Consider the following 21,480-nt stretch of genomic DNA (forward strand, 5'->3'; position numbering starts at 1 on the left):
CCGCCACCGCCGCCGTTCCAATACCCGTACTACGAGGTGAGGCAGGCCGCGGCGGACATCGAAGCCCCCGACCAAGGCACGGCGTTCAGGGCGTTCGCGACCGAATGGAACAGGTACCAGCTCGCATTCCAGCAAGAGGACTACCGCTTCCGCCCCTTCCTGAGATGGGAGGGTGAGGCGAGGGCGGCGGTCGAGGGCAACTTCACCTCACAGAAACAGTGGATATCCGGCATGGTCGGGCTGTGCGTAACCCTGGCCAAGCAGGCCCAGATGGTGGCCGACGCGCACAAGAAGGTCAAGCCCTTGGGCGGCTACGGCAACGACGACGGAACGCATCCGTCGGTCTATGAGGTCGCGCAATGCGATGCGACGTACAAGCGCTATTCAGAAGATCGTTACCTGCAACAGTATTTGCCCAGTGTCGTGGAGTGGTATGAGCTCTTGCAGAAGAGGTCGGAAACGGCGATATCGACTTACATTGGGAGCGCGGGCGTTCCGCTCGCCGCGTTGAACCCGAATGCCCCGTACACCGCTTACGTCATAAACCCGCCGCCCACTCCTGACCCCACTCCTGACAAGGGCGACGGTGACGGGGAAGGGACGACGCCCGTCGATCCCGTCGTCCCCGGCCCCGTCCCCGAAACGCCCGGCGACCCGGCGGCCAACGTGCCCACCACGCCGACGACGCCCACGATGCCCACCACACCGATGATGCCTGCCACCGGCATGGGTGCGACGCCGTCAACACCGTCGATGCCGGCGACACCGGATGCCCAGGCGATGGTGAACGCGGCGATGAACAAAGCGGGGCTGCCGAAGGGGGGCCCGGGAGCGGGAGTCAAGCCGGCGTCGGTGGGCGGAGGCGGCGGGGCCGGCATGCCAACGATGCCCTTGCAACCCGCGACAGGCGGCGATGCCGCGCCACGCCCGGCCGGGGCCGGCCCCGGGGTGGCGACCGAGGGCTTGGGCAAGGGGCTCCCGGGCGCAGGCGGCACGGGCGGCGGCATGGGTGGCATGCCGCTGGGCGGGCAAGGCGCCAAAGGTGAAGGCAAGGGCAAGCGCGTGGCGTCCGAAGACGACGCGCTCTACACCGAGGAACGCGCGTGGACCGAGGGCGTTATCGGCAACCGTCCGCGCAAGGGCGCAACCGAAAAATGACCGCGGGTCTGGGCGTCGCGAAGCCGACGGGGGGCTATGCGGAGCCGATGATCGACCCGGGCGGTTGGCCGGACGTCGACGAGCAAATCTTCTATGACCGGGCCCAGCAGTACACGCGGGTTCTGCACCAACTCACCGGCGTTTTGGAAACCTGCCAGCACCAGCGGGCGGAGATCTTCGACGGAGGTATCTGGTCGGGGGGCGCCGCGGCCGCCGCCAACGGCGAGCTCGGCGCCCTGATCGATGAAATGGCGGTTCTGCAAAACGGTCTCGCCACCGTCATCACGTGGCACAAATACGTTGCCATGACGATCGTGGAGGCCAAGTCGGACGTCACCGACAATGTTGTGGCGGCGCACCGGACGATCGACGCCCTGGAGAAAGACTCCAGCCTGGACGCTGCCGAGCGGACACAGCAGATCAGTACGGTGGTCAGCTCCGCGCACGCGGCCAACGTCGCCATTGTCGACGGCACCGCCGCGCAGATCTTGGTGAGCAAGACGTGGAAACCGCCGGCCAGCGCGCTGCAGGAGCTGCTCGACCAGAGAACACCACCCCCGGTGACGATCCCGGACACTCCCGCCGTCCGGCCATCGCCCGACGCGCCGCCGAGGCCCGCGCAGCCGGTCCCCGTCACCCCCGGGCCGGTCCCCGTCACGCCCGGGAAAGGTGGCCTCACCCCACCGCCCGTCACCCCGGGCACCGGGGGCACGAAGCCACCGCCTGGAACGCCACCGGCCGGACCGCCACCGTCCGGAACACCTCCGGTGGATGGCGGCGGCCTGCAGCCGACCCCGGGAACACCTCAGACGCCCGGGAAGCCGACAGCACCGACATCGCCGGGTCCCGCAGGCCCCGGTCCGGCGGTGCCGGGCGGCAGTCCGATTGGCGGACCGGCAGTTCCGCTGGCCCCGGCGACTCCGGCGTCGCCGTTGAGTCCTGCGGCCGGGGCGGGACAACCCGGAGCGGGTGGTGACGGCGGCAAGGGGATGGCTCCGGCGGCGGCGTCGGGGGCGGCGTCACCGGCGTCGACGAAGCCGGCGGGGGAATCAGGGGCCGGCGCGGGTGCCGGGCCGACCGGCATGCCGGCCGGCCCGATGGGATCGGGCGGATCCGGTGGTGCGGGCACCGGCTCGGGCGCAAAGTCGGGAGGCAAGTCGGGCGCTCCGGTCGGGCAGAAGTCCGGCGACAAGCCCCCAAGCACGCGACCGGCGGCAACCGCGAGGTCGACGGAAAAGGGCAAGCCCGGTCCGCAACCGCGGCATGTCGAACGCACTGAAGTCGACCAGGGCGCGGCGGGCGCCTCGGCGGTTATCCCGGTTTCTGCTGCGCGAGCCGAACGTGATGCGATCGCGGAGGCCGCGACGGCCGACGCGGCGCGGCGCGCGGGCCCGGACGCGCTGCAGCTGGCACGCCGCGTCGGCGCCGCGCTGAACGCACCGGGCGTCGGCGGCCGGACGGACCTCGGGTTCTTCTGGGTGACCGGGGTCACCACGGACGGCGCGATCGTCGTGGCCAACAGCTATGGGCTGGCCTACATCCCCGAAGGAGTGCAGCTGCCGCAACGGGTCCATCTGGCCAGCGGGGACGAGACGATCCCGCCCGCGGAACGGGCACGCTGGGCCACCTACCCGGTGATGGCCGTGCGGGGCTGGGCGGATCACCACGACAAAAAGCTGCGGGCGGTCATCGGCACCGAGCAGCAGTTGGCGAATTCCGATCCCGGCGTCGCCACAATTGTGTTGCAGCCCGACGACATTCCGGAGACCGGTGATATGACCGGCCGATCCCGACTCGAGGTCGTGGATTCCGAGGCGGCAACCCTGTTGGCAGCCACCCCGGATGCGCGCTTGGTCGACCTCTTGCCGCCGGCGCCGGCCGGGGCCGAGCCGGCCAATTCACCCGCCGACGATCGCCTCGTCCTGTGGTTCGACGTGATGAAGCCGTTGGCCAGCAAGGCATCTGGTCGTCAAGCCGCACACCTGCGGGCCTTTCAGGCGTACGCCGCCTGCGCCGAACGGGTTTTCGTGAGGGAGGCGCACGCCGCGACGGACCCCGATGCCCAGCGCAGCGCCGTGGCCGACTGGCTCTACTGGAAACACCTCGCCGCGTTGATCGACGCCGCGCTGGCCGACCCGCGCATCTTAAGTCCCGCCTAGCGGGTTCGTCTCTGGCCCGCCCGCAGTAGTAGGTGACTGGGCCGGAGCGCTACCGGACCGTTGCCCGCCCGCCGCCGCGCCGCCACTGTCCGCCGATGTTGCGTCGACCAAATGCGCGTCACCGGTTTGTGATTCGTCCGGTTCCGCACTGTCGTCGGCTTTGTTGTCATCGGCGGGCTTTGCCGGCGATGCACCCGCGTTGCCGACGCCGCCCGTCATTTGCTGCACGCTCGACATCACACTCTGCATGCCCTGTGTGGCAGGTTGTGCCGCCTGCGTCATCGCGGACACCTGATTGAGGTTGCTCGCCACACCCGCGGCCGGTGTCGTGTCAGCCTTCTCCGCGGCTGCCGCGTCGTTCTTGTCGGCCGTCGCGGCGCTCTGCTTGTCGGATGTTTCGCCGCCGGCGCCCGTTGCCCGCTGATCGCTTGCGGCCAGAAATTGGACCGTGCCGACGTGCTCCCCCAGCAGTTGGTCGGTCTCGGCATACAGGTCGGCCGCGGCGACGATCTTCGAACCCGTATTGGCAAGGGCGCCTTGGGCGTCAGGCAACCCCTCGACCACCGGCGATTCGATTATCGGCATCGTCTGGTTGATCGCCGCGGATACGGGGTCGGACCCGGTCGCGGAAATCTGCGGCGGCGACTCGGGCAGCACTTGGTCGCGCAACGCGATTCCCGCCGCTTTCAGACGAGCGGGATCGACCACCAGTGAGTCAGTCATCTTTCGGTCCCTCTGTGAGGTGCCCATCGGGCTCAGAATCGAATGTTGCGGACCGTGTCATAGACGCCACTTATCCACAGCAACAAGGGCAGGATCGCCGCGACTATCGCGCCGTCCAACAGCTCGAGAACCCGCTTCGTCACCGGCGTGATTCGGCGAATCCCCGCCGCGGCGCCAACCACGGTCACCGTTATCAGGCTGGTCACAACCAGAATGGTCAGAAACAGCCACGCGCGGTGTGGGTACCAGATGCACAACCGCGCCGTCACGCCGACCGGAATGGCGACGGCCGTCGCCAGCAGCGACCACGCGCACCAAGGCTCCGCGTAGAGCCGCGCACGAAACGCGCACATCAGGGTGACGAGGCCGGCGAGCACCAGGGTGTGGACGAAGAAGTGTCCGCGGACGAGCACCGCGACCACACCGGCCGCCAGAACCAGCGTGCCGGCGGTGACGAACCCGATGAGCAGGCGCTTGGCGAGTTGACTGCGTTCCGTGAGCCTCAGGGACGAACGAGGCACTGATGCGATGATGGCCTGCCAGGTGGGCGTTTCCTTGTCTTCACTGGCCTCTTCACCCGCAACGGGGTCGAGCAGTTCCTCGTGTTCCACCGTCTCACCCGGGGCCGGGATCGGCGGCAGTGCGATCCGCGCGACGACGACTGTCAGCTTGGCCGCAGTCGTCACGGTGAACAACCCGAACACGATCGCTCCGGCCGGCACCCATTGCTGCCAGCCGTAGCCCCAGGCGATGGCGGCGGCGGTCACCGCGATCGCGGTGACCGCACAAAACGATGCGATCTCGGTGCGCCGCCGAGGCCCGCCCCGAGTCATCAGCATCAGAAAAAGAACAGCCGCGGCCGCACCGGCAAGCTGCGGCGGCCCGAACGAGGAGACCCCGCGCGGCCTCGGGATGGCCAGCCCGACGGCTACCACGATCAATGGAAACGCGGTCACCAGTAGGCTTTCCGAAAATTCAGCGTTGCGGTAGAACCGGTTGGCTGCCCAACTGCCCGCCAGGAAAACGATTCCCGCAATGCCCAAAGCCAGCGGCCACCACAGCTGGCGCCCCGTGTTTGACCACGCGAATATCGCCAGCACGACAACCGCCAGGGCGACCGCCGGGATTGCCACGGCGACAAAGCGGTTCAGCGCCCTCCGGTCGAACTCCGGTGATTCGTCGAGCACGGCGATCGCGTCGATGACGTCCTCGACGAGCGGGCGGTACCGCTCGGTGCGGCTCACCGGAACCAGGGTCAGCAGCGACCCGTCGACAACGGACGCGTCATCGAGTGAGTGCTGGGGCGGTAGCGGGGGCGCCCCCGGGCGCGCAAACGTCCAGGCGCCTTGTGCGGAAAAGTCGAAACCGGCCAGGACGTCCGCGGGCGTGTCCTCCAGGATCTCAGCCAGTACCGCGACCGTGTCGTCGATGTACGTTTCTATCGGTGCGGAGGAAGGCAGCACGACATCGGTCAGCCGTCGGCCGTTGAGGATCGTTACCCGGGTCGTGGCGGGCTTGGGGGGTGCCGCGGCCGCAGCCGCCGGAGCAGAGGCGGCTCCCGCGCCGGCGGCGGTCCCAGTCGCGGTGACGCTCAACGACGTTCATGCCTTTCGAAATCGTCGGACAGGGCGGCGGCTAGCTCAAGAATCATACGCTTGTACGCGGGGTCCAGCAGGCCGAACTGAATCTCGGTCCCCGCCGCAATGTGCTTGTCCCAGGGCAACACGATGACCCGACCGGCCTCGACATACTGCCGGAATTGTCGCACCAACTGGGCGACGTCGATATTGGTCTCTCCGGGGAACACGTGGTTGATCACCACGCATGTGCGCGCCAGCAGTTCCTGATGGCCGTGGTTGCGCAACCAGTCGATCGCGACCGCGGCTTGTCGGGCTCCGTCGATCGACGCGTTCGTCACGATCACCGCCGCCGAAGACGTCGAGAGTACCCCGCGGGTCACCGGGTCGAACAAGCCGGCGCCGCAATCGGCCAGCACGAGATTGTAGAACCTGGACGCCGGGCCGATCGCTTGATGCCAATCCGCTTCGCTGAAGGCGCGGCGCGCCGTGCTGTAGTCCTGCGCCGCAAGAACTTCCAGATTGACCGCGTTCGCGCTGGTGTGCGCGCGGACATTGTTGTAGTGCGTCAGGTCCTTCTCGGCCAACAGATCCGCGACCGTCGCGGCCGATTGATGCCCGGCACGATCAGCGAGGTTGCCGCAGCTTGCATCGGCATCGACGGCCAGGACGCGATCAGAGCGCACCTGAGCGAACGCCGAACCCAAAGCGACTGTCACGGTTGTCTTGCCGGCGCCACCCTTCAGGCCCAGGATGGCGATCTGATACGGACCGTGGGGGGTGCGGCGAATCCGGTTGCGCAGGTTCAGTTCGTATTTCTCGTCCCGCGACAGTCCGACGTTGATACGTGTCAGCTTGTGGAGCCAGCGCCGCCAGCCTCGCTGCGAAACCGCTCTGCCCGCGGGCTTCCCGGCGGGTTTGACCCCGATGTGGGAAACCGCGGGCCGCGCACGCGGATCATCCGTCATCTGCGGTGGCAACGACTTTGCTTGTGCCGCAACCTGTCCAGTGGGTGGCGGTGGCGGGGGTGGTAAGGAGCGCTGGGATGGGGGTGTTCGACCGGCGGTCCCATTGTCGCGGTTGCGTCTTGGACCGGCGCGGTGGCTGTGTGGCGGGGTGGCGGGTTGGCCGCGCGGTGCCTCCGCCGCATCGCGAGGATTTTGCCGCGGGCGTGCATGTCGCGAATGCTGTGAGGGGGCCGCGGGCTGCGGTCCGGGTGGGACCGGCGGGGGTTTGGGGCGGGCCGGGGGCGATTGTCCGTTCCCTTCGACCGGCATAGGAGGCCGCGCGTGGCCGTTGGGGCCGCCCGGGTTCGTCGGCATGGGAGTGGGCGCCACGGGCCGGGCCGGTGGGGGTTGGCTGTTCCACTCGACCGGCATGGGAGGCGCTGTGTCGCCTTGCTTGCCTGGCTGGCTCGTTGACGCGGGCGCCGCCCCCGACGGCGGACTGATGTCGAAGCCCAGATCGATGTCGAAGTCTGGCTCCGCGGCGGCCGCATCCGGAATCTCGCCGCCCTCGGGCGGCTGAAACAGCCGGTCGTAGTCGGCCGTCATGCGAGCCTCCAGCAACTCATCCGTATGGGCGAACACGAGACGAGGCGAGTTCTCCCCTCAGGTCGAAACTCGCCTGATCCCGCGTTCGACGCTCCGTGCCTTTCTAGGTGAACATGCCGGTGACGCCGGACTCCGTCTGCGACATGGTCTGGCCGGCCTCGCCGATCCGCTGCGACAGCGCCTGCAACGAGTCGTTGAGCTCCTTCGAGGTGTTGTCCCAGTTCTGCTGGACCGCCTGGTAGGCCTCCGAGCCGCTACCGCCCCAAGCCTCCGCGAGCTTGCCAAGAGAAGCCCTGCCCTCGTCGAGCAGGCTGTGGGTGGTCTGCACGGCTCCGGCGATTGAGCCGGCGCCGGCTTCGATGCCGCCGAAATTCCATGACTGATGTTCCGACATTGGTTTGTTCCGTGCCTTTCTGGTGCTGTTCTGGTGTGGGTCGGGTTGGTCAGAAGTTCATTTGCGACGACAGCGAGCTGGCCTGCTCTTCATCGGCTCGCTGATACTGGATTCCGGCCTGACTGACGTTGCTGGAAATATCGCTGAGGGCCTTGATCTGTGCCTGACCCGCTTCGTGGAAGCGCGCCAGCGCCTGCTGGGTCGCGGTGCCGGCCTGGCCCACCATGTGGCTGGCCAATTCGCCGCCGGTCTGCTCTACCCCGGCGATGACCCGCTGAAGCTCGCTCGAGATCCGGTCGAAGTTGGCGGCCTCGGCGCTGAGGGTCGCGGCATCAGTTCTCATCTCTGCCATGTTGCGCTACTTTCTGTGTGCTCTGACCTCACCAAAAGATGGCAAGTCTTCCGGCCCCGGCGGCCGGGAAGTCGGTAACTGCGGGTGCTCACCAGCCGTCGTCCTGATCGTGGAGATCGAAGTCCTGGTCTTCACCGGGATGCTCGGCAAGCAGCGCCGGGGTCGCCGACGCTGGCCTGGCGCCGGCGGCGGATCGTCCGCCTTGGCCCATCATTCCGAGCGGTGCCGCGCCCCCTGCCGCCGACGACCCGGCGCCGGCGCCGGCGGCCGCCGACGAGGCCGCAGGGCCGGACTGATCCACCAACCGGCTCATCATCTCGGTTCGGGGCGACGTTCCGCCCGCTCCGGGCAACGCCTCGGCGTGCATCAGTCCGAGGCCCATGCTCGGGCCCGATCCGCCCGCCAACGGGTGGTTGGACAGGGGAGGGGCGCCGATGAGGCCCACCTGCCCGATGTCTGCCTTGCCGGGCGTGCCGGCCATGCCGTGTGCGCCGCCGGCGCCGGGCATGCCGCCGGCCTGGCCGGCCAGCGACGTCAGCTGCTGTAGCGGCTGGAGCAGCTGCTGCATCGGCCCGCTCAGTTGTCCGAGTTGGCCGATCCCACTTGCGAATTGGGTAAGCTCCTGCCCGGTCGGAATCCCCGCGACAGCGGCGGTGGGTGTCGCCACTTCACTCGCCGCCTCCGACGCCATCTGCGAGAACTGGCTGAGGTTGCCGAGAACCGTCTCACTCACCGCCCCGGGCTGCAGGATTGGCTTCATCGGCTCAAGCGGCTCGAAAACCGTGTTCGCGGCGGTTTCCGCCTGGTAAATGTCCATCGCGCCGCCGGCCTGGTTCCACATGCGGACGAAATAGTCGACTTCGTTGAAGCCGATCGGCACCAGGTTGATACCGAAGAAGTTGGTGGCCGTGAGGACCGCGTGCGTGATGTGGTTCGTCGCTATCTCGGGCAACGAGGGGGTGATCCCCAACGCCTTGACGTAGGACGCGGCTTGCGCCGAGGCCTGCATCCCGCGCCGTCGCGCCTGCTGCGCGGCGGTCTGCAGCCAGGCCACCATCGGAGTGGCGGCGGCGATCGCGCGCGCGCTGCCGCTTCCGGTCCACGCTGCCTCGAGAGCGGCAAGCCTCGCGGCCAACTCGGCGGCCTGAGCCTCCAGGGCGCCCCCCAGCGCCTCCCACCCGGCGGCGGCCTGCAGCATCGGCGCCGGACCCGCTCCGGCCATCAGCCGCGCGGTGTTCAGCTCCGGTGGCATCGCATGCCAAAACATCTCGGCCGGGCTCCTTCATCGAGCGCTCAATTGGGCAATTTCTCAGGCTGGACCAGATCGGCTGAAGGCAAGTCTTCTCGGCTGCGGGATGCGGTCCTCCACTTGGTGTGAACACGAATCAAAATGTGCGTGAATACAAGGCAATTCGGTGAACGCGGAGGCGCAATCCAACGGTCAACGCAGTCTCCGACTCAGTTATCGCCTTGTGGTTCAACGGTTTAATGCGCGACGGGATAATCCTAACCGCCCTTCGGGGATCTGGTCACACTTCTTCCGGTGGATCGATGTAAGCGGCTTGGATGACCTCTTTACCGTCGGGTGACACCAGAAATGCCTGGCCCGGGGGCCGCTTTTTGACCTGAAGATCCCGAGACGGGAAGTCCTGCTTGTCTCCGGAAAGGAACAGGGTGGGCGACCCGGCGCCGTAGGCCGCGCCGACAAATTTGTCCATGGTCGCCTTGTAGGCCTGGCTCATCTGGCAAGTGACAATGATGTGCAATCCGATGTCTTGAGCGGCCGGCAACAATGGAGCCAAAGGCGCCATTGGCGGCAACCCTCCGGCGGCGCCGACGATCATGTGCCAGTCGTCGACCAACAACACGAGGTCGAATCCTTGCCACCATGACCGAGACCGCAACTGCGCGGTGGTCAGGTCGGCCGGCGGCAGCCGCTTCTGCAGGTTCACCGCGAGCGCTTTGACGGATTCGTCCAGCGACTGGGCGTTGCGGTTGATTGCTCCCGCAGCGAGCAGGTGGCTGTCCGGTACCGCACCGAGCAGACCGGAGCGGTAGTCAGCCACCATGAAGCGCACCTGTTCGGGACTGTTGCGGGCACAGATCGCGCGGGCAATCGCATGCGCGATGGTGGTTTTGCCCGCTTTGGCCGCACCGAAAATCAGCAGGTGCGGTGTCGTGTACATGTGGGCGTGGGCGACCGAAAGGTCCGTCTCGCGCAGGCCGATCGGTATCGTCCAGCGCGTCCGGTAGTCGGCATCCGGGCCGGGCGGGCGGGGGTCGAGTTCTTTGAGGTGAACGCGCTCCGGCAGCACCCGCACCCGAGGCGCCTGCACCGTCGCCAGGGATGCGATGTGATTTACCGCCGCCGTGATGGCCTCAACGAGGCCTTCGGTGCTGTGGACGCCGTCCAGCCGCGGCACACCGATCATCAGGTGGTGCTTCTCCACCGACATCGCCCTGCCCGGCCGGTTTGCCGGAATGTCGCGGGTGGCGCGATCGATCTGGGTGTCGTTGACGTCACCGAGCCGGAACTCGATCTTGGTTCCGAGGTAGTCGCGTATGCGCGACTTCAACTCGGTCCACCGGGGTGTGGTGATGATCGTGTGGATCCCAAACGAAAGGCCCTGTGCGGCGAGGTTCTGGACATGCACTTCGAGGTCGGGAAACTCGCCGACAAAAGCAGGCCACCCGTCGATGACCAGAAACACGTCGCCGAACGGATCGGCCGCGACCGGTTGGCTGGGATCGGCGCGCAACTGCCGGTAAGACGCGATCGAGCCCACGCGATGCTCCTTGAAGGTGACTTCGCGTTGCCGCAGAACGGCTTGCACCTCCGCGATCACTCGCATCACCCGGTCGGGCTCTGATCGGGTCGCCACTCCGCCGACGTGCGGCAGCTTGTCCAGGTACATCAAGCCGCCACCACCAAGGTCGATGCAGTAGAACTGCACCTGCCGCGGCGTGTGCGTGGCGGCGGCCGACAGCATCAAGGTCTGCAACAGCGTTGACTTGCCGGTTTGTGGCGCACCTCCGACGCCGATGTTGCCGCCCCCGCCGGAAACGTCGACACCCCAAGGCTCCTGGAGATGCCGGCGCGGCTCGTCCATGATTCCCAGCGGGAAGTACAACAGCCGTCCCTCGGCCCGGGTAACGAGTTCATCGACAGGAGTGGGATCGGTCAACGGCGGCAGCCACATCTTGTATGCCCGCGACTCGCCGGTGCTGAGCTGGTCGAGCACTACCTCGCTCAGCGCCCGTCCTTTCGACTCGACAGTCATTGGCGCTCCGATTCTTCGAGCATCGGGGCCGCGGTGAACTGGCGGATGCGCAGCGCTCGGGAGCCATTGCGCGTTCCGTCCACACCGGCCTCGCCATCTGCCTCGGCATGCGCGGGCGGAACGTACGCGGCACCCGTGTAGATGGTGCTGAACTTGACCGGGTCCTCCATTCCGACTCGCAGGAACCCCACGCCGCTTTCCTTGTTGGTGATGTACACCGCTTCCGGTGTCCCGATCACCGACTTCGATTCGTGGGAACTGCTGGTGCGCAGCGCGATTCGATAGGTGATGTTGGGCTCCAGTTTGTCGATGCGTGCGCCGCCGGTCTGCAGCGACTGGGTGGCCAGCAACAGATGCACTCGCAGCGAGCGGCCCACTCGGCAGATTCGATCGAACAGCCCCACGAAGTCGGGGTGACTCTGCAGCAACTCGGCGAACTCGTCGACGACCACGAAAAGCGTTGGCAACGGCTTCAGGTCGGCGCCGCGCTCCCGATATTTCTCGTACTCGGCCACGCCGGACAGCGCCCCGGTCGCGCCCACCTGAATGCCGGCCTGGCGCAGGAGGTTCTGCCGGCGGTCAAGCTCGCCGGTCAACACCTCCCCCATCCGACCGACGAGCTCCGCTTCCTCCGCCATGTTCGTGATCACCGCTGCCGTGTGGGGAAGCTTTTCCATCCCCAGAAACGTCGAACCACCCTTGAAGTCGGTGAGCAGAAGGTTGACCTGGTCCGGGTGGTGCGTCGCCACCAACGACAGGATGAGGGTGCGCAGAAACTCGGACTTGCCCGACCCGGTGGTCCCGATCAGCATTCCGTGTGGGCCGCCGCCGAATTCCGCGCCCTCCTTGATGTCCAAGTACATGACCTCGCCGGTCTTCAGTTGGTGGCCGAACGGGATCTTGAGGCGGTCAAGGTCCTTGTCGGCGAACATTCGCCAACGGGCCGGCGTCACCTCCTCGACGCTCTTGGCGCCGACCAGCTGGTGCCATTCGGTCGCCACCTTCTTCTTGGCGCCCGTGCTCTTCTTGTCGATGATGGTGCCGGTGATCGACCATCCCGCAAGCTTTCTCGCGATGCGCGTCGCCTGCTGCGGTGTCATGCGATCGGTGGTCGCAGTCACCTGGCGGAAGTTCTGGCCCGGCAGTCGGTCGTCCGCCGTCCCATCCTCGGCCACCCTTATCCGGTATTTCGAGCCGCGGTGGTTGCCCAGCGTGATCACCGTGACACCGGCTCTTCCGTCGGGCGGAACTCCCGCCTTGCCGCCGGTCAGGTCGACTACCACGACATAGGGTCCCCCCGGGATGGAGTCGGGAGTGTGCGGACCGCGCGCGGCGAGATCGGACAGGCTTTCCGCCTGGGACGAGATCAGCCGAACCGGCCCGGCCGCGTCAGTGTCGCTCGGATGCTGAACGTGCGGAAGCCATTTCAGCCAGGACCACGCCGGATCATCGGGGGCTTCGGTCAGGACCCGGATCGCCAGCAGGTCGGGCGGATGGAACACGGCCAGATGGCAGATGATCGCGGTCAACAACCCGGCCGCGCCCGCCGGGTCGCCGCCGATGGCGATCGTCGGAAACGTCCTCAGCTGCACCAGTTTCGGACAATCGTGGATCAGCCCGTGCGTGCGCAGGAACTTGACCGCCCACATGTTGGCGACCGGCTCCAGATACGGCTGAGGCGCCGCGGACGGGCCCGCCAGCTCGCCGCCGACCGAGGGCTTCATGAGCCGGTCGACCGCCGGCTGGTCTCCGATTCCGATGCGGGTGGCGGCGTAGAAGTCCGCACTGGCCGGGCGGGACCACTGCCGGGGTGTGCCGACGAGTGACAACAGATCGTCAGGATGGGGTGCGTGGTAGCTGAAGAACGCGACCTGGGCGGCGGCCGAGGACGTCACCCGGGGTCGAAGCCCGGCCAGATAACGCAGATACTCTCTGCGGTCGGCGTTGATCTCGGGCACCTTCTTGCCGCCGCCGCCTCCGCCGGCGCCGACCATGCTCAACGACATCATGATCATCATCAGCGGCATCATCATCATGTAGGGCGACAGCGTCTTGGTGCCGCTCATCACCATGATCCCGATCATGCCGAGCATGCACACACCCATCACATACGGCATGACCCGCTGGACGAAGGAGGGCGGGACGTCGACGCCGAGGTCCTCGGGCGGTGTGAGGGCTATCTCGCCGGGGTTGAGCCTCGGGCCGCGAGTGACGCTCGGGGTGAACTTTTTCGTTGTCATCCGGGAGCTCCTGACGTCGCCGGTAGTTTCCCGGGGCTCGGGTCCGCGGGCAGCGTGTCATGCGCCAGCAGCGCGGCGTCTTTCGACAGCACGGGACCGTCCACCAAGAGGCGAATGACCTCCCACGGAGCCGGTTTGGGTGACGACAAGCCGAGCGCCTTCGCCGTCTGTTCATCCGGTATCCCGTAGCGCACCCCCTGCGGGTCGATGTAGAACAGGGATTCGCCGTACCGGGGATCGGGTGACTGCACCTGTACGTACTTGCCGCCGTCGGTGTAAATGGTTGCCGCGCCCTGGATCTGCTGGACGCCGCGGTTCATGGCGGACGGCGGGATCGGCAGACTCCGACCCGTTATGACCGTTGTCTTCGCCGAATGCTCGCCGGTCTTGCGTTGCCAGGACCAGCACAACACGGGCTCGTTCGGCCGGGACACGATCTTGATCGGTTGATCGGGGAGCGGCGACGGATAGATCTTCTCGGGGATTCTGACGACGACGCTCGACACCACCGCGGGAGGTTCGACCAGGCCGTGCGACTGGATGGCGCGCAGCGCCGTGGCCGTGTTGTCGTTCACCGGTGCGACACCGTCCGGGAGGACGACGAAGTACTTCGGCCCCGAGGGCGTCCGGATCTGGAACACCGACCCGACCACCAAATTGTCCGGCAGCCCAAGGGTATTGGGGGCGCCCTCGTCGGGAATGGGCGGCAACCGCCACGACCCGCCGTCGGGCAGGGCGTTGAAGATCGCGGCAGACAGGGGGCTGGGATTGGGGTTGAGGGGAATGCCCACCGCGGAGGTGAGGGGGCGGTCGGCCAATTCGGTGGCGTGCCGACCGCTTGTCGTGATGACCCAGTCAACCTTCTCGTAGATGGTCAGCAGCGCCTCGTTGGGAAGGAGCGGATCCACCGACGGATCGATGGCCAAAGGCATTGCCAGCACGGCCGTCTGGACGGAGGGATTGATGGTGTTGGCCTTGGTGACGGTGTCACACACCGCCCAAGCCGAGGTGGAGCCCGACGACACGGGGGTGGCATACGGCGCACCCGGGATGCCAACCGGCTGGCCCTTCGGCAGCTTGTTCAGTTCGGCGGACTTCACGGCCGCCGGTTCGGCCGGACTGCCAAGCACCAGCCGCGCCGAAGTCAGGTTGTAGACAGGATGCAACTGCCCCGACACCATCAGATACAGCTCATTGGTCGTGCGGTCGACGAACAGATTGCCGCTGCCGAGTTTGCCCTGGGGCTTGAAGTATGCCAGCGCCAGGGCGCCCACCAGGATCAGCACGGAGACGACAACGCCGAGCGCGGCCGACCTGCCGTAGAAGGACAGCGGGTCGTCGAACATGCGGGTGTCGCGGCGAACGATGGCATGCTCCAATCGCCGGAGCAGAAAACGCCAGCCACTCACCTGGACCTTGGTAGTAAGCCGAAAACCCGCCATTCGTTGTCCAGTGATCCCTCTTGTCAGTCGGTGATGTTGAGTCGCCCATGTACCGAGGCGATCGCCTCGGCCATGTCGTCGCCGTTGATCTCGCTCAGGCGGTCAACGTCGAGAGCCTCGAAGTCGGCGGCCTGGGTCAGCCGGATGTCGCGGTACTGCTCGGCGGCCTCCACCAGTTGGCGCGCATAGCGACCGTTGCCGGCGACGTCGATGCCGGCTTTGCCCCGAACTGTCCGCTGACTGAGCAGCTTCGCCGCCTCCAGCAGGTTGTCGGCCGCCTCCAGGCTCAACGTTGAGTCATTAGCCGCCGCAATGACTTTCGCGATCTCGAGGATCTCCTCGGGGGCGTAGGAGTCGAACTCGATCCGGGTGGCGAACCGCGACCGCAAGCCTTCGTTGGTTTCCAGCAACCGGTCGATGTCGGCGCTGTAGCCCGCGATGATCACCACGAGTCGGTCGCGGTCGTTCTCCATCCTGGCGAGCAGGGTGTCAAGCGCCTCCTGCCCGAACGGATCCGTGCGGCCGTCGCGTTCCTGTACCAGCGCGTAGGCCTCGTCGATGAACAGGACGCCGCCCATGGCACGGTCGATCGTCTTGGTGGTCTTGACCGCCGACTGCCCCTCGTATTCGGCGACGAAGTCCTTGCGCGCGGTCTCTATCAGCTTCGGTTCTCCGATGACGCCCAGGCCGGCCAGAATGTTGGCGACGACCCGCGCGATCGTGGTCTTGCCGGTACCGGGCGGCCCCGTGAAGATCATGTGCTTGCTCGGTTGCGCGACCTTCATGCCACGCGCGGCGCGGACCCTCGCCATCTGGGTCGCGGCCCGGTATCGCTCGATCTGGTCCTTGACGCGGGCGAGGCCGATCTGTCGTTGTAGCTCGGCCTCCGCCTCGGCGAGCAGCTTTTCGCGCCCCGAGGTGTCGGCCACGACGCTGGCCGCGTCCCAGGGGTCGGTCCGGGCGGCGATCTGTTCGGCGCTGGTGGTCGCCAGGCGGTAAGACGGATCCTTAAGCGCGGCAGTGACTTTGGCGCTCGGGTGCGTGGTCTGCAGCCACTCGAGAAGCGCCACGGCCGATTCTTCATTCCCCTGGCCGCGGCGCGTCATCGCCAAGTACCAGGCGATGGACTGGGCGCACGCCTCGCCGGCAGGCGAGGAGTTCGCCTCGGTGAGCCGGCGTTCGGCTTCGGTGAACAAACCGAGGTTGGCCGCCGCCACCCCGTGTGCGACGCTCGCGGCGGCAGCCAGGAACGTGTCCGGCCACTTGCCTGCCGCCCGCACTTCGTCGATCACCTCTGTCCATCGCCCGGCCGCGCCGTAGATCACCGCCTTGGTCCACGACACCAGGTGTTCGGCTCCGGTGTTGGGACTGCCCCCAAGGCCCTCGAGGCCCTCGATGGCTTCCATGGCATCCGCGTAGTTGCCCTGCGACGCTTCGTTCACCGCGAAACCGAGGGTGAGCGCCAACGGCGAGTTGACCGGGTACGTGATGTCGCCGTAGAGGCCGCCGATCGGAATTCTGGCGCCCACGGCGTTCATCGAGATTTGAGCGGACCCGGCCAGCCGTCCGAAGTGGGTGCGCGAATACCAGGCTCGGAACACCGTCACCCGGTCGTTGTCGCCACACCGGATGCGGCCAACCCATGCGTCGCAGGCGGACTCGTCGTAATTCGTTATCTCGGTGAAGAGGTCAAGGGCGCGCGCCTCCGAGACGGGCAGCATGCCGACCGCACTCTCGAACAGACCGGCCAGATGATCGGTCATTTATCGTCGGTGTATCGGGCCGCGAAGACTTCGGCCTGTTCCGCGTCGGCCTGCTCCGGGGTCGGCAACCGCATGCCGACCTCCACGAAGTCACGGAATACCTGGCTGCCGTCTATCCCGAGCTCGGCGAGGTCTTGCAGCCCCTCCACTTGGGATTCGTTCTCGAACAGATAGGTGTGCGTACCGGCGAGACCCTGTTTTCGGGCCAGGCCGGCGAGGACCGTAATCTCTTCTGCCAGTTCCGATTCGGTCATCCTGGTCACTGTAGGCGACAGCTTGACGCGTTGAATCCTGCCGTCCATGAGCGCCGACACCGACACCGTCCCGGCGGGGTTGGTGACCGTGAACTCCTGGGCGACCTCTTCTTCCTCTTCCTCGGAGGCGTCCGACGCCTCGGTCGCCGCGGCGATGGCATCCAGCTCGTTTGCGGCCTCCTCGGGCTCGGCGGTCGGCGCAAACCCGGACAGCGCCTCCACGTCCGACTCCTCGTCGGTGTCGTCGGCGGCAGCGGAGAAGTCGAGGGCGTCGGATTCCCCGTTGCCGTCGTCGTCCGATTCCGACTGAGGGGAAGAAAAGTCCAGGGCGGCGAGGTCGTCGTGCTCGTCGTGCTCGGGCATGGGAATTCCTCTTTCTGAAATTGGGTAGCGGCGGAATCAGCCTCGGTAGGCGGCCTGGGTGTGATCGGAGGCGTGAGCAGAATCGTCTTCCGGAGTGGCGTCGAACCAGGCGCCCGCCGGGAGAAACTCCAGGAGTCCGTCCAGGGTGCGCTGCAGATTCTGGTGCGTGCCGCACAGGAAGCTGCCATACAACTCGCCGTGGACGCGACGGGGCAGCGATACCACTCTGCCCAGCGGTGAATCGAGGACGCCGGCGGCGACATCGGTGTGCGAGAAGGTGCCGCCGGCGTGGCGCTGGCCGGCGATGATCTCCACCCAGCCACTCGGGTTGCTGACGATCTCGGCGTAGATGCGGGCCGTGGCCGGCGGGACGCCTTGACTGATCAAGTCTGCGGCGGTGGTGCACTCGGCCAGTTCGGCCGCGATACCGGTCATCGGTTCGACGCTGGCCGGAGTCCCCGGGCCCAGCACGGTGGTCACCATGCCGGCCAGACCCACCTGCGGCGCGACCAGTTGCAGCGCGATCAGTTCACCGTTGCGCGCGGCGATGACGTGCCGGTCGCCCTTTCGGCACACGGCGAAACGCACCATCACATCCCCGGCATCGCGCCGCCACCAGCGGCCTTCCAGGGTCCGGTCCGGCCTGCTGAGCGTGTCGACCATCTGCGCGACCGTCGGGTGGGGATGGCCCGAAGGGTCGAGCACCCCTTGCACGGTGAGGTCGTGCCGTACCTGGTCCCAGACGCGCTGGCGCACGTCCTCGAGTGGAATGTTCTGCCGGATCCCAAGCGCCACAGGGAATTCGATCAACTGCAAGCGGTCGGCGATCACCAGCATGCCGTCGATGGTCACCTCGACGCCGACGACGTCGTCGACGAGCCCGGCGCGAGAGGCAGCGAGATGACCGGCCATGGCTACCTGTCAAGCATTTGCTTGTTGAGGTTCCCGGCCAACTCACCGTCAACGCCCTGATATGCCTCCCTGGCGGCGCGCAGCTTCGCGGAGAGGTGCTTGCTGCCGTCAGCCAGGGCCTGAACGGCGGCTTTTCGGATCCCCTCGATGGAATCCAAGCCGCCGGCGGCCAAGGGGCAGCCGATGGCGCCGTGGGTGATCCGGCAGTCGGCGGCCGTCCCGTCCAGGCCGTTGGCGGCCGATTCGGCGTACTTGGCCGCGGCCTCCTGGCTGTTTGCCAGCGCCGTCAGGGTTGCCGGGTTGAGGAGTAGATCTGCCATTGTCGTTCTCCTTGACGTTTGCTTGTCACGCTATTGCTTTGGCTCGCAACGGATTAGACGCGCGAGTGGAATCAAAGGACGCGCTCGCGACCCGCCCCGGTGGGCTTGTCGCCGCTCGTCGCGGCATCGACCGGCGCCCGCTCGGCGCCCTCGCTGCCCGCGGCCGCACCGGCCTCCGCGTCCTGGCCATCGCCCGCCGCGTCGGCGGGCGGCGGGGCCGGATCACCCGGGCCCTTCCCGGATTGGGCCGCCTGCTGAATCTGGCTCACACCCTGGTTGACCGTCTGGCCGAGCTGGCTGACGGGCTGGGACATCTGCGATATCTGGGCCGACATCGCAGCCATCTGCGCCAGGGTGGGCGGGGCGTACCCTGCGGCGGCCGCAGAAGTTGCCGCCGGAGCTGCGGCCGGAGTTGCGGCCGCAGCTGTGGCCGGAGTTGCGGCCGCAGCCGCTGCCGCGGGCACCGCCGCCGGCGTCGCTTGCGGCGCTCGCGGCGCTTCAGAGCCGGCCGGGCTCTTCGCGGCAAGCCCCTGCTGTTGTCTGTTCGCGTCGAGGAACTCGCGTTGTTCCCGCGTAACACGGTCGCCGGCCTGGTTGGCCAAGTCGTTGATGCTCGGCGCGAAGGAGAACTTTGTCAGGCCGTCGGAGATCCCCCTGAAGCTGGACAGCTTGGATGAGGCCTCCGCCGCCACCTTCCCCTCGATCTTCCCGAAGCTGCCCTCGAGCGCCTTCTGCACGTTCTCGCCGAGCGTGACGTAGTCCTTGGCCAATGTGGCCACCTGGTTGTTGAGGGTCATCGATCTCGCCACCTCGAGCAGCTCGACGACCAGGACCGCCGCGCAGCACGCGAAGGCGGCAATGATTTGCCACGCCTGCGACCACGCCGGTCCCGTGACCGGAATCAAGTACAGGAGAAGGGCGACACCCGCGGCGGCGGTCAGCACGGCCACGTTGACCGCGCAGCACATGTGCGCCTCTTTGGTGTTACCGGCCTGTTCCGCGATGAAATTTTTCAGCTTGTCGTCCAGGAGCTTCAAGTCCTGCGTGTAACGCTTCAAGTCGGCGTTCTGCGCGATGTAGGCCGCCGCGGCGGGCCCGGCCCAGTCTCGGGGATCGGGAACGCACCCGGGGTCCAAGCTGGTTACGAACAGGTCGAGATCCTTTGCGGCGGTGGACACGGCGGAGCCCGAGTTCGGGGAACCGAATCCGTTGAGGAAGTCCACCAAAGTGACCGCCAGCGCCGCAGCATCGACGATGGCCGTCGGGGTCGGCAGCGCCTTCTTTACCGCGTCGGTCTTCAAAACGTCGACAAGCTTCGTCCATTGCTTGCTCGCGTAGATCAGCCCCTTGCCCACGATGGTGCCCGCGCTCGCACCGAGGGTGGCCCAGTCCTTGTTTTGAATGGCGCTTCCGCCGGTTTGGAAACTCTTTGTCACCGTGATCAGATCTGACGCACCGTTAAGCCAAGACACCTCGGTGTTCCCTTCACGCTCGCGAATCCTGTGCACCGATCCCGTGCACGGTGGAGCGAGCCTTTCAACGCTCAGAACAGCCCCGGCGCACGATGTTTCGGCTACGCAACAGCATTCACCACCTGGCGCGCGCACGCTATGCCATACATTGCAGCAAGGTTGCGGCGAAGCGAACACTTGGGAGTGAAGACGATCGAAACCAACTGATGCGACTGTATCGCACACCGGGCCCTTCATTGAGTCCGCTATGGATCTCATCGCCCACTAGAATCAGGTCTGACTTTCAACGCGGCCGGACCCCGGTGACAACCTCGGGATGGCGCATAGGAGCAGTCTGCACATGGAATCGATGTCAATCGATCCGGCCGCCGCCGCGATCGGATCGCAATTGGTCGATGTCGCCACTCGCGCCCTGACCTCCGGTGCGGCCGCGGCGCCGTTGTTGACCGGGTTGGCACCCGCCGGGGCAGAAGAGGTCTCGCTACAGGCAGTGATGGCTTTCGCGGCAGAGGCCTCCACGATGCTGGCTGCCAATACCACCGCCCAAGAGGAGCTGGCCCGGGCGGGCTTTGCGGTGACCGAAATCGCTCGCATGTATTCGCAGGTCGACGGCGACGCGGCCGCGACTTTGGCGGCGGCCGGCGCCCAATTCGCCGGCCAAGCGTCCGCGGGTGGAACCCCGGCGACCGCCGCCGCGGGACTGCTCAACGCGGAGACAGCAGCGGGTGCCGGTGGCCTGGCTGCCCGCACACCGCTGATGGCAAATCCTTTGGGAGGCGTCGCGGCGTCGAATCCGGCCGCCACGGTGCCCGCGACCGCGAACGCCGCGTCAACGGTGCTGGGCGCGGGCACCGCCCCGCTGAGTTCGATCGGCCAGTTCACATCGGCCGGTGGCGGGACGGCGGGTGTTCCTCCTTCGCTTACAAGCCAAGAAGAAAGCACCCGCGACGAGTCGAGCGACCGGCAAGCCGACGACCCGCAGCCCGGCGAGCAAGTCCTCTGACGGGTCTCCCCCGCCGGTGGTGCGCCGGCCCTTTCCGAAATATCGGACGGCTCGCCAGCTCTACTGTCAGGTGGCGTTGGGCTCGAACCGGAAGACGGCGACCCGGCCCGCCAGCGCCTCGAATTCGTCGGCCGTGCCGTCGCGCACCATGCCGGAGCGCTTGGCGAACGCCACGCCGACCGGCACCTTCACCGAGAACTCTCGCAGCACCGGGCGCGCCTCGTCGGCGTCCAGTTCGACGATCTTGACCTCACGTGATCGCCTGCCCCGGCTCAGTGTGCCGGTGCCCGCCGCCCGGGCGTTCGCCGCCCAGTCCGCGCCGGGGTAACCGGCCACGACGTACAGGCCGCCGCGGAACTCGAACGGCGTCATCGGGGTGCTGCGCGGTTGACCGGTTTTGCGGCCGGGCACGGTCAGCACCATCGCGGGGCCGGTCGGTAAGCCCAGCCGCTGGGCGGCCATCATCACCTTGTTCATGGGTTTGAGGTAGCGCGGGGGGCGTGGCTGCGACATG

General features: G+C 67.0%; 16 protein-coding genes and 2 pseudogenes. 3 read left to right on the forward strand and 15 right to left on the reverse strand.

Annotated elements, in window-relative coordinates; genetic code table 11:
* Nucleotides 1-1,158, forward strand: a pseudogene (locus tag JO059_RS13685) (hypothetical protein); the annotation flags it as partial.
* A complete protein-coding gene (locus tag JO059_RS13690) occupies nucleotides 1,155-3,317 on the forward strand; it encodes a secretion protein EspK (protein ID WP_293319522.1) in 2,163 nt (720 codons plus the stop codon). The pseudogene JO059_RS13685 and the gene JO059_RS13690, both read left to right, overlap by 4 nt.
* Here JO059_RS13690 and JO059_RS13695 read toward each other — a convergent pair.
* From JO059_RS13695 to JO059_RS13760, 14 genes are all read right to left on the reverse strand, one after another.
* The gene (locus JO059_RS13695; RefSeq protein WP_293319524.1) at nucleotides 3,303-4,040 is read right to left on the reverse strand and encodes a hypothetical protein; all 738 of its coding nucleotides are present in this window, start codon (nucleotides 4,038-4,040) and stop codon (nucleotides 3,303-3,305) included. The genes JO059_RS13690 and JO059_RS13695 overlap by 15 nt on opposite strands.
* 32 nt (nucleotides 4,041-4,072) lie before the next feature.
* Nucleotides 4,073-5,635: a type VII secretion integral membrane protein EccD gene (gene eccD / locus JO059_RS13700; protein ID WP_293319526.1), complete on the reverse strand. Its 1,563-nt coding sequence runs from the start codon at nucleotides 5,633-5,635 to the stop codon at nucleotides 4,073-4,075.
* The gene (locus tag JO059_RS13705; protein ID WP_293319588.1) at nucleotides 5,632-7,170 is read right to left on the reverse strand and encodes an AAA family ATPase; all 1,539 of its coding nucleotides are present in this window, start codon (nucleotides 7,168-7,170) and stop codon (nucleotides 5,632-5,634) included. The genes eccD and JO059_RS13705 overlap by 4 nt, the downstream gene beginning before the upstream one ends.
* 103 nt (nucleotides 7,171-7,273) lie before the next feature.
* Nucleotides 7,274-7,564 carry a WXG100 family type VII secretion target gene (locus JO059_RS13710; RefSeq protein ID WP_293319528.1) on the reverse strand — a complete coding sequence of 97 codons (291 nt, stop codon included), beginning with the start codon at nucleotides 7,562-7,564 and terminating at the stop codon, nucleotides 7,274-7,276.
* 49 nt (nucleotides 7,565-7,613) lie between these two features.
* On the reverse strand, nucleotides 7,614-7,916 hold the full coding sequence (locus tag JO059_RS13715; protein WP_293319530.1) for a WXG100 family type VII secretion target: 303 nt from the start codon (nucleotides 7,914-7,916) through the stop codon (nucleotides 7,614-7,616).
* An 88-nt stretch (nucleotides 7,917-8,004) separates the two neighbouring features.
* Nucleotides 8,005-9,183, reverse strand: coding sequence for a PPE family protein (locus JO059_RS13720; RefSeq protein ID WP_293319532.1), 1,179 nt, complete (start codon nucleotides 9,181-9,183; stop codon nucleotides 8,005-8,007).
* A 262-nt stretch (nucleotides 9,184-9,445) separates the two neighbouring features.
* A complete protein-coding gene (gene eccCb, locus JO059_RS13725; RefSeq protein WP_293319534.1) occupies nucleotides 9,446-11,197 on the reverse strand; it encodes a type VII secretion protein EccCb in 1,752 nt (583 codons plus the stop codon).
* On the reverse strand, nucleotides 11,194-13,437 hold the full coding sequence (gene eccCa, locus JO059_RS13730) for a type VII secretion protein EccCa (RefSeq protein WP_293319536.1): 2,244 nt from the start codon (nucleotides 13,435-13,437) through the stop codon (nucleotides 11,194-11,196). The genes eccCb and eccCa overlap by 4 nt, the downstream gene beginning before the upstream one ends.
* Nucleotides 13,434-14,879 carry a type VII secretion protein EccB gene (gene eccB / locus JO059_RS13735; protein ID WP_293319538.1) on the reverse strand — a complete coding sequence of 482 codons (1,446 nt, stop codon included), beginning with the start codon at nucleotides 14,877-14,879 and terminating at the stop codon, nucleotides 13,434-13,436. Before eccB ends, eccCa begins: the two co-directional genes overlap by 4 nt.
* A 23-nt stretch (nucleotides 14,880-14,902) precedes the next feature.
* Nucleotides 14,903-16,642, reverse strand: coding sequence for a type VII secretion AAA-ATPase EccA (gene eccA / locus JO059_RS13740; RefSeq protein ID WP_293319540.1), 1,740 nt, complete (start codon nucleotides 16,640-16,642; stop codon nucleotides 14,903-14,905).
* Entirely contained in the window at nucleotides 16,639-17,259 is a 621-nt protein-coding gene (locus JO059_RS13745) for a hypothetical protein (protein ID WP_293319542.1), read from the reverse strand. The genes eccA and JO059_RS13745 overlap by 4 nt, the downstream gene beginning before the upstream one ends.
* A gap of 36 nt (nucleotides 17,260-17,295) precedes the next feature.
* Nucleotides 17,296-18,171: an ESX secretion-associated protein EspG gene (locus tag JO059_RS13750; RefSeq protein WP_293319544.1), complete on the reverse strand. Its 876-nt coding sequence runs from the start codon at nucleotides 18,169-18,171 to the stop codon at nucleotides 17,296-17,298.
* Between the two features lie 2 nt (nucleotides 18,172-18,173).
* A complete protein-coding gene (locus JO059_RS13755; protein ID WP_293319546.1) occupies nucleotides 18,174-18,491 on the reverse strand; it encodes a type VII secretion target in 318 nt (105 codons plus the stop codon).
* 71 nt (nucleotides 18,492-18,562) lie between these two features.
* Complete coding sequence (locus JO059_RS13760) at nucleotides 18,563-19,927, reverse strand: EspA/EspE family type VII secretion system effector (protein ID WP_293319548.1); 1,365 nt, start codon at nucleotides 19,925-19,927, stop codon at nucleotides 18,563-18,565.
* A 376-nt stretch (nucleotides 19,928-20,303) separates the two neighbouring features.
* Between JO059_RS13760 and JO059_RS22955 the strand changes: the two are divergent.
* Nucleotides 20,304-20,594, forward strand: a pseudogene (locus tag JO059_RS22955) (PE family protein); the annotation flags it as partial.
* Between the two features lie 438 nt (nucleotides 20,595-21,032).
* Here JO059_RS22955 and JO059_RS13770 read toward each other — a convergent pair.
* A complete protein-coding gene (locus JO059_RS13770; RefSeq protein WP_293319552.1) occupies nucleotides 21,033-21,479 on the reverse strand; it encodes a nitroreductase family deazaflavin-dependent oxidoreductase in 447 nt (148 codons plus the stop codon).
* Nucleotide 21,480: the final 1 nt, after the last annotated feature.

Source organism: Mycobacterium sp. (genome assembly GCF_019247615.1).
Lineage (GTDB): Bacteria > Actinomycetota > Actinomycetes > Mycobacteriales > Mycobacteriaceae > Mycobacterium.

What these genes read in the sequence shown, in the direction of transcription:
- JO059_RS13690 (WP_293319522.1), top strand. Translation starts at nt 1,155, where the DNA reads ATGACCGCGGGTCTGGGCGTCGCGAAGCCGACGGGGGGCTATGCGGAG.
- JO059_RS13695 (WP_293319524.1), bottom strand. Translation starts at nt 4,040, where the DNA reads ATGACTGACTCACTGGTGGTCGATCCCGCTCGTCTGAAAGCGGCGGGA.
- JO059_RS13705 (WP_293319588.1), bottom strand. Translation starts at nt 7,170, where the DNA reads ATGACGGCCGACTACGACCGGCTGTTTCAGCCGCCCGAGGGCGGCGAG.
- JO059_RS13710 (WP_293319528.1), bottom strand. Translation starts at nt 7,564, where the DNA reads ATGTCGGAACATCAGTCATGGAATTTCGGCGGCATCGAAGCCGGCGCC.
- JO059_RS13715 (WP_293319530.1), bottom strand. Translation starts at nt 7,916, where the DNA reads ATGGCAGAGATGAGAACTGATGCCGCGACCCTCAGCGCCGAGGCCGCC.
- JO059_RS13720 (WP_293319532.1), bottom strand. Translation starts at nt 9,183, where the DNA reads ATGTTTTGGCATGCGATGCCACCGGAGCTGAACACCGCGCGGCTGATG.
- eccCb (WP_293319534.1), bottom strand. Translation starts at nt 11,197, where the DNA reads ATGACTGTCGAGTCGAAAGGACGGGCGCTGAGCGAGGTAGTGCTCGAC.
- eccCa (WP_293319536.1), bottom strand. Translation starts at nt 13,437, where the DNA reads ATGACAACGAAAAAGTTCACCCCGAGCGTCACTCGCGGCCCGAGGCTC.
- eccB (WP_293319538.1), bottom strand. Translation starts at nt 14,879, where the DNA reads ATGGCGGGTTTTCGGCTTACTACCAAGGTCCAGGTGAGTGGCTGGCGT.
- eccA (WP_293319540.1), bottom strand. Translation starts at nt 16,642, where the DNA reads ATGACCGATCATCTGGCCGGTCTGTTCGAGAGTGCGGTCGGCATGCTG.
- JO059_RS13745 (WP_293319542.1), bottom strand. Translation starts at nt 17,259, where the DNA reads ATGCCCGAGCACGACGAGCACGACGACCTCGCCGCCCTGGACTTTTCT.
- JO059_RS13750 (WP_293319544.1), bottom strand. Translation starts at nt 18,171, where the DNA reads ATGGCCGGTCATCTCGCTGCCTCTCGCGCCGGGCTCGTCGACGACGTC.
- JO059_RS13755 (WP_293319546.1), bottom strand. Translation starts at nt 18,491, where the DNA reads ATGGCAGATCTACTCCTCAACCCGGCAACCCTGACGGCGCTGGCAAAC.
- JO059_RS13770 (WP_293319552.1), bottom strand. Translation starts at nt 21,479, where the DNA reads ATGTCGCAGCCACGCCCCCCGCGCTACCTCAAACCCATGAACAAGGTG.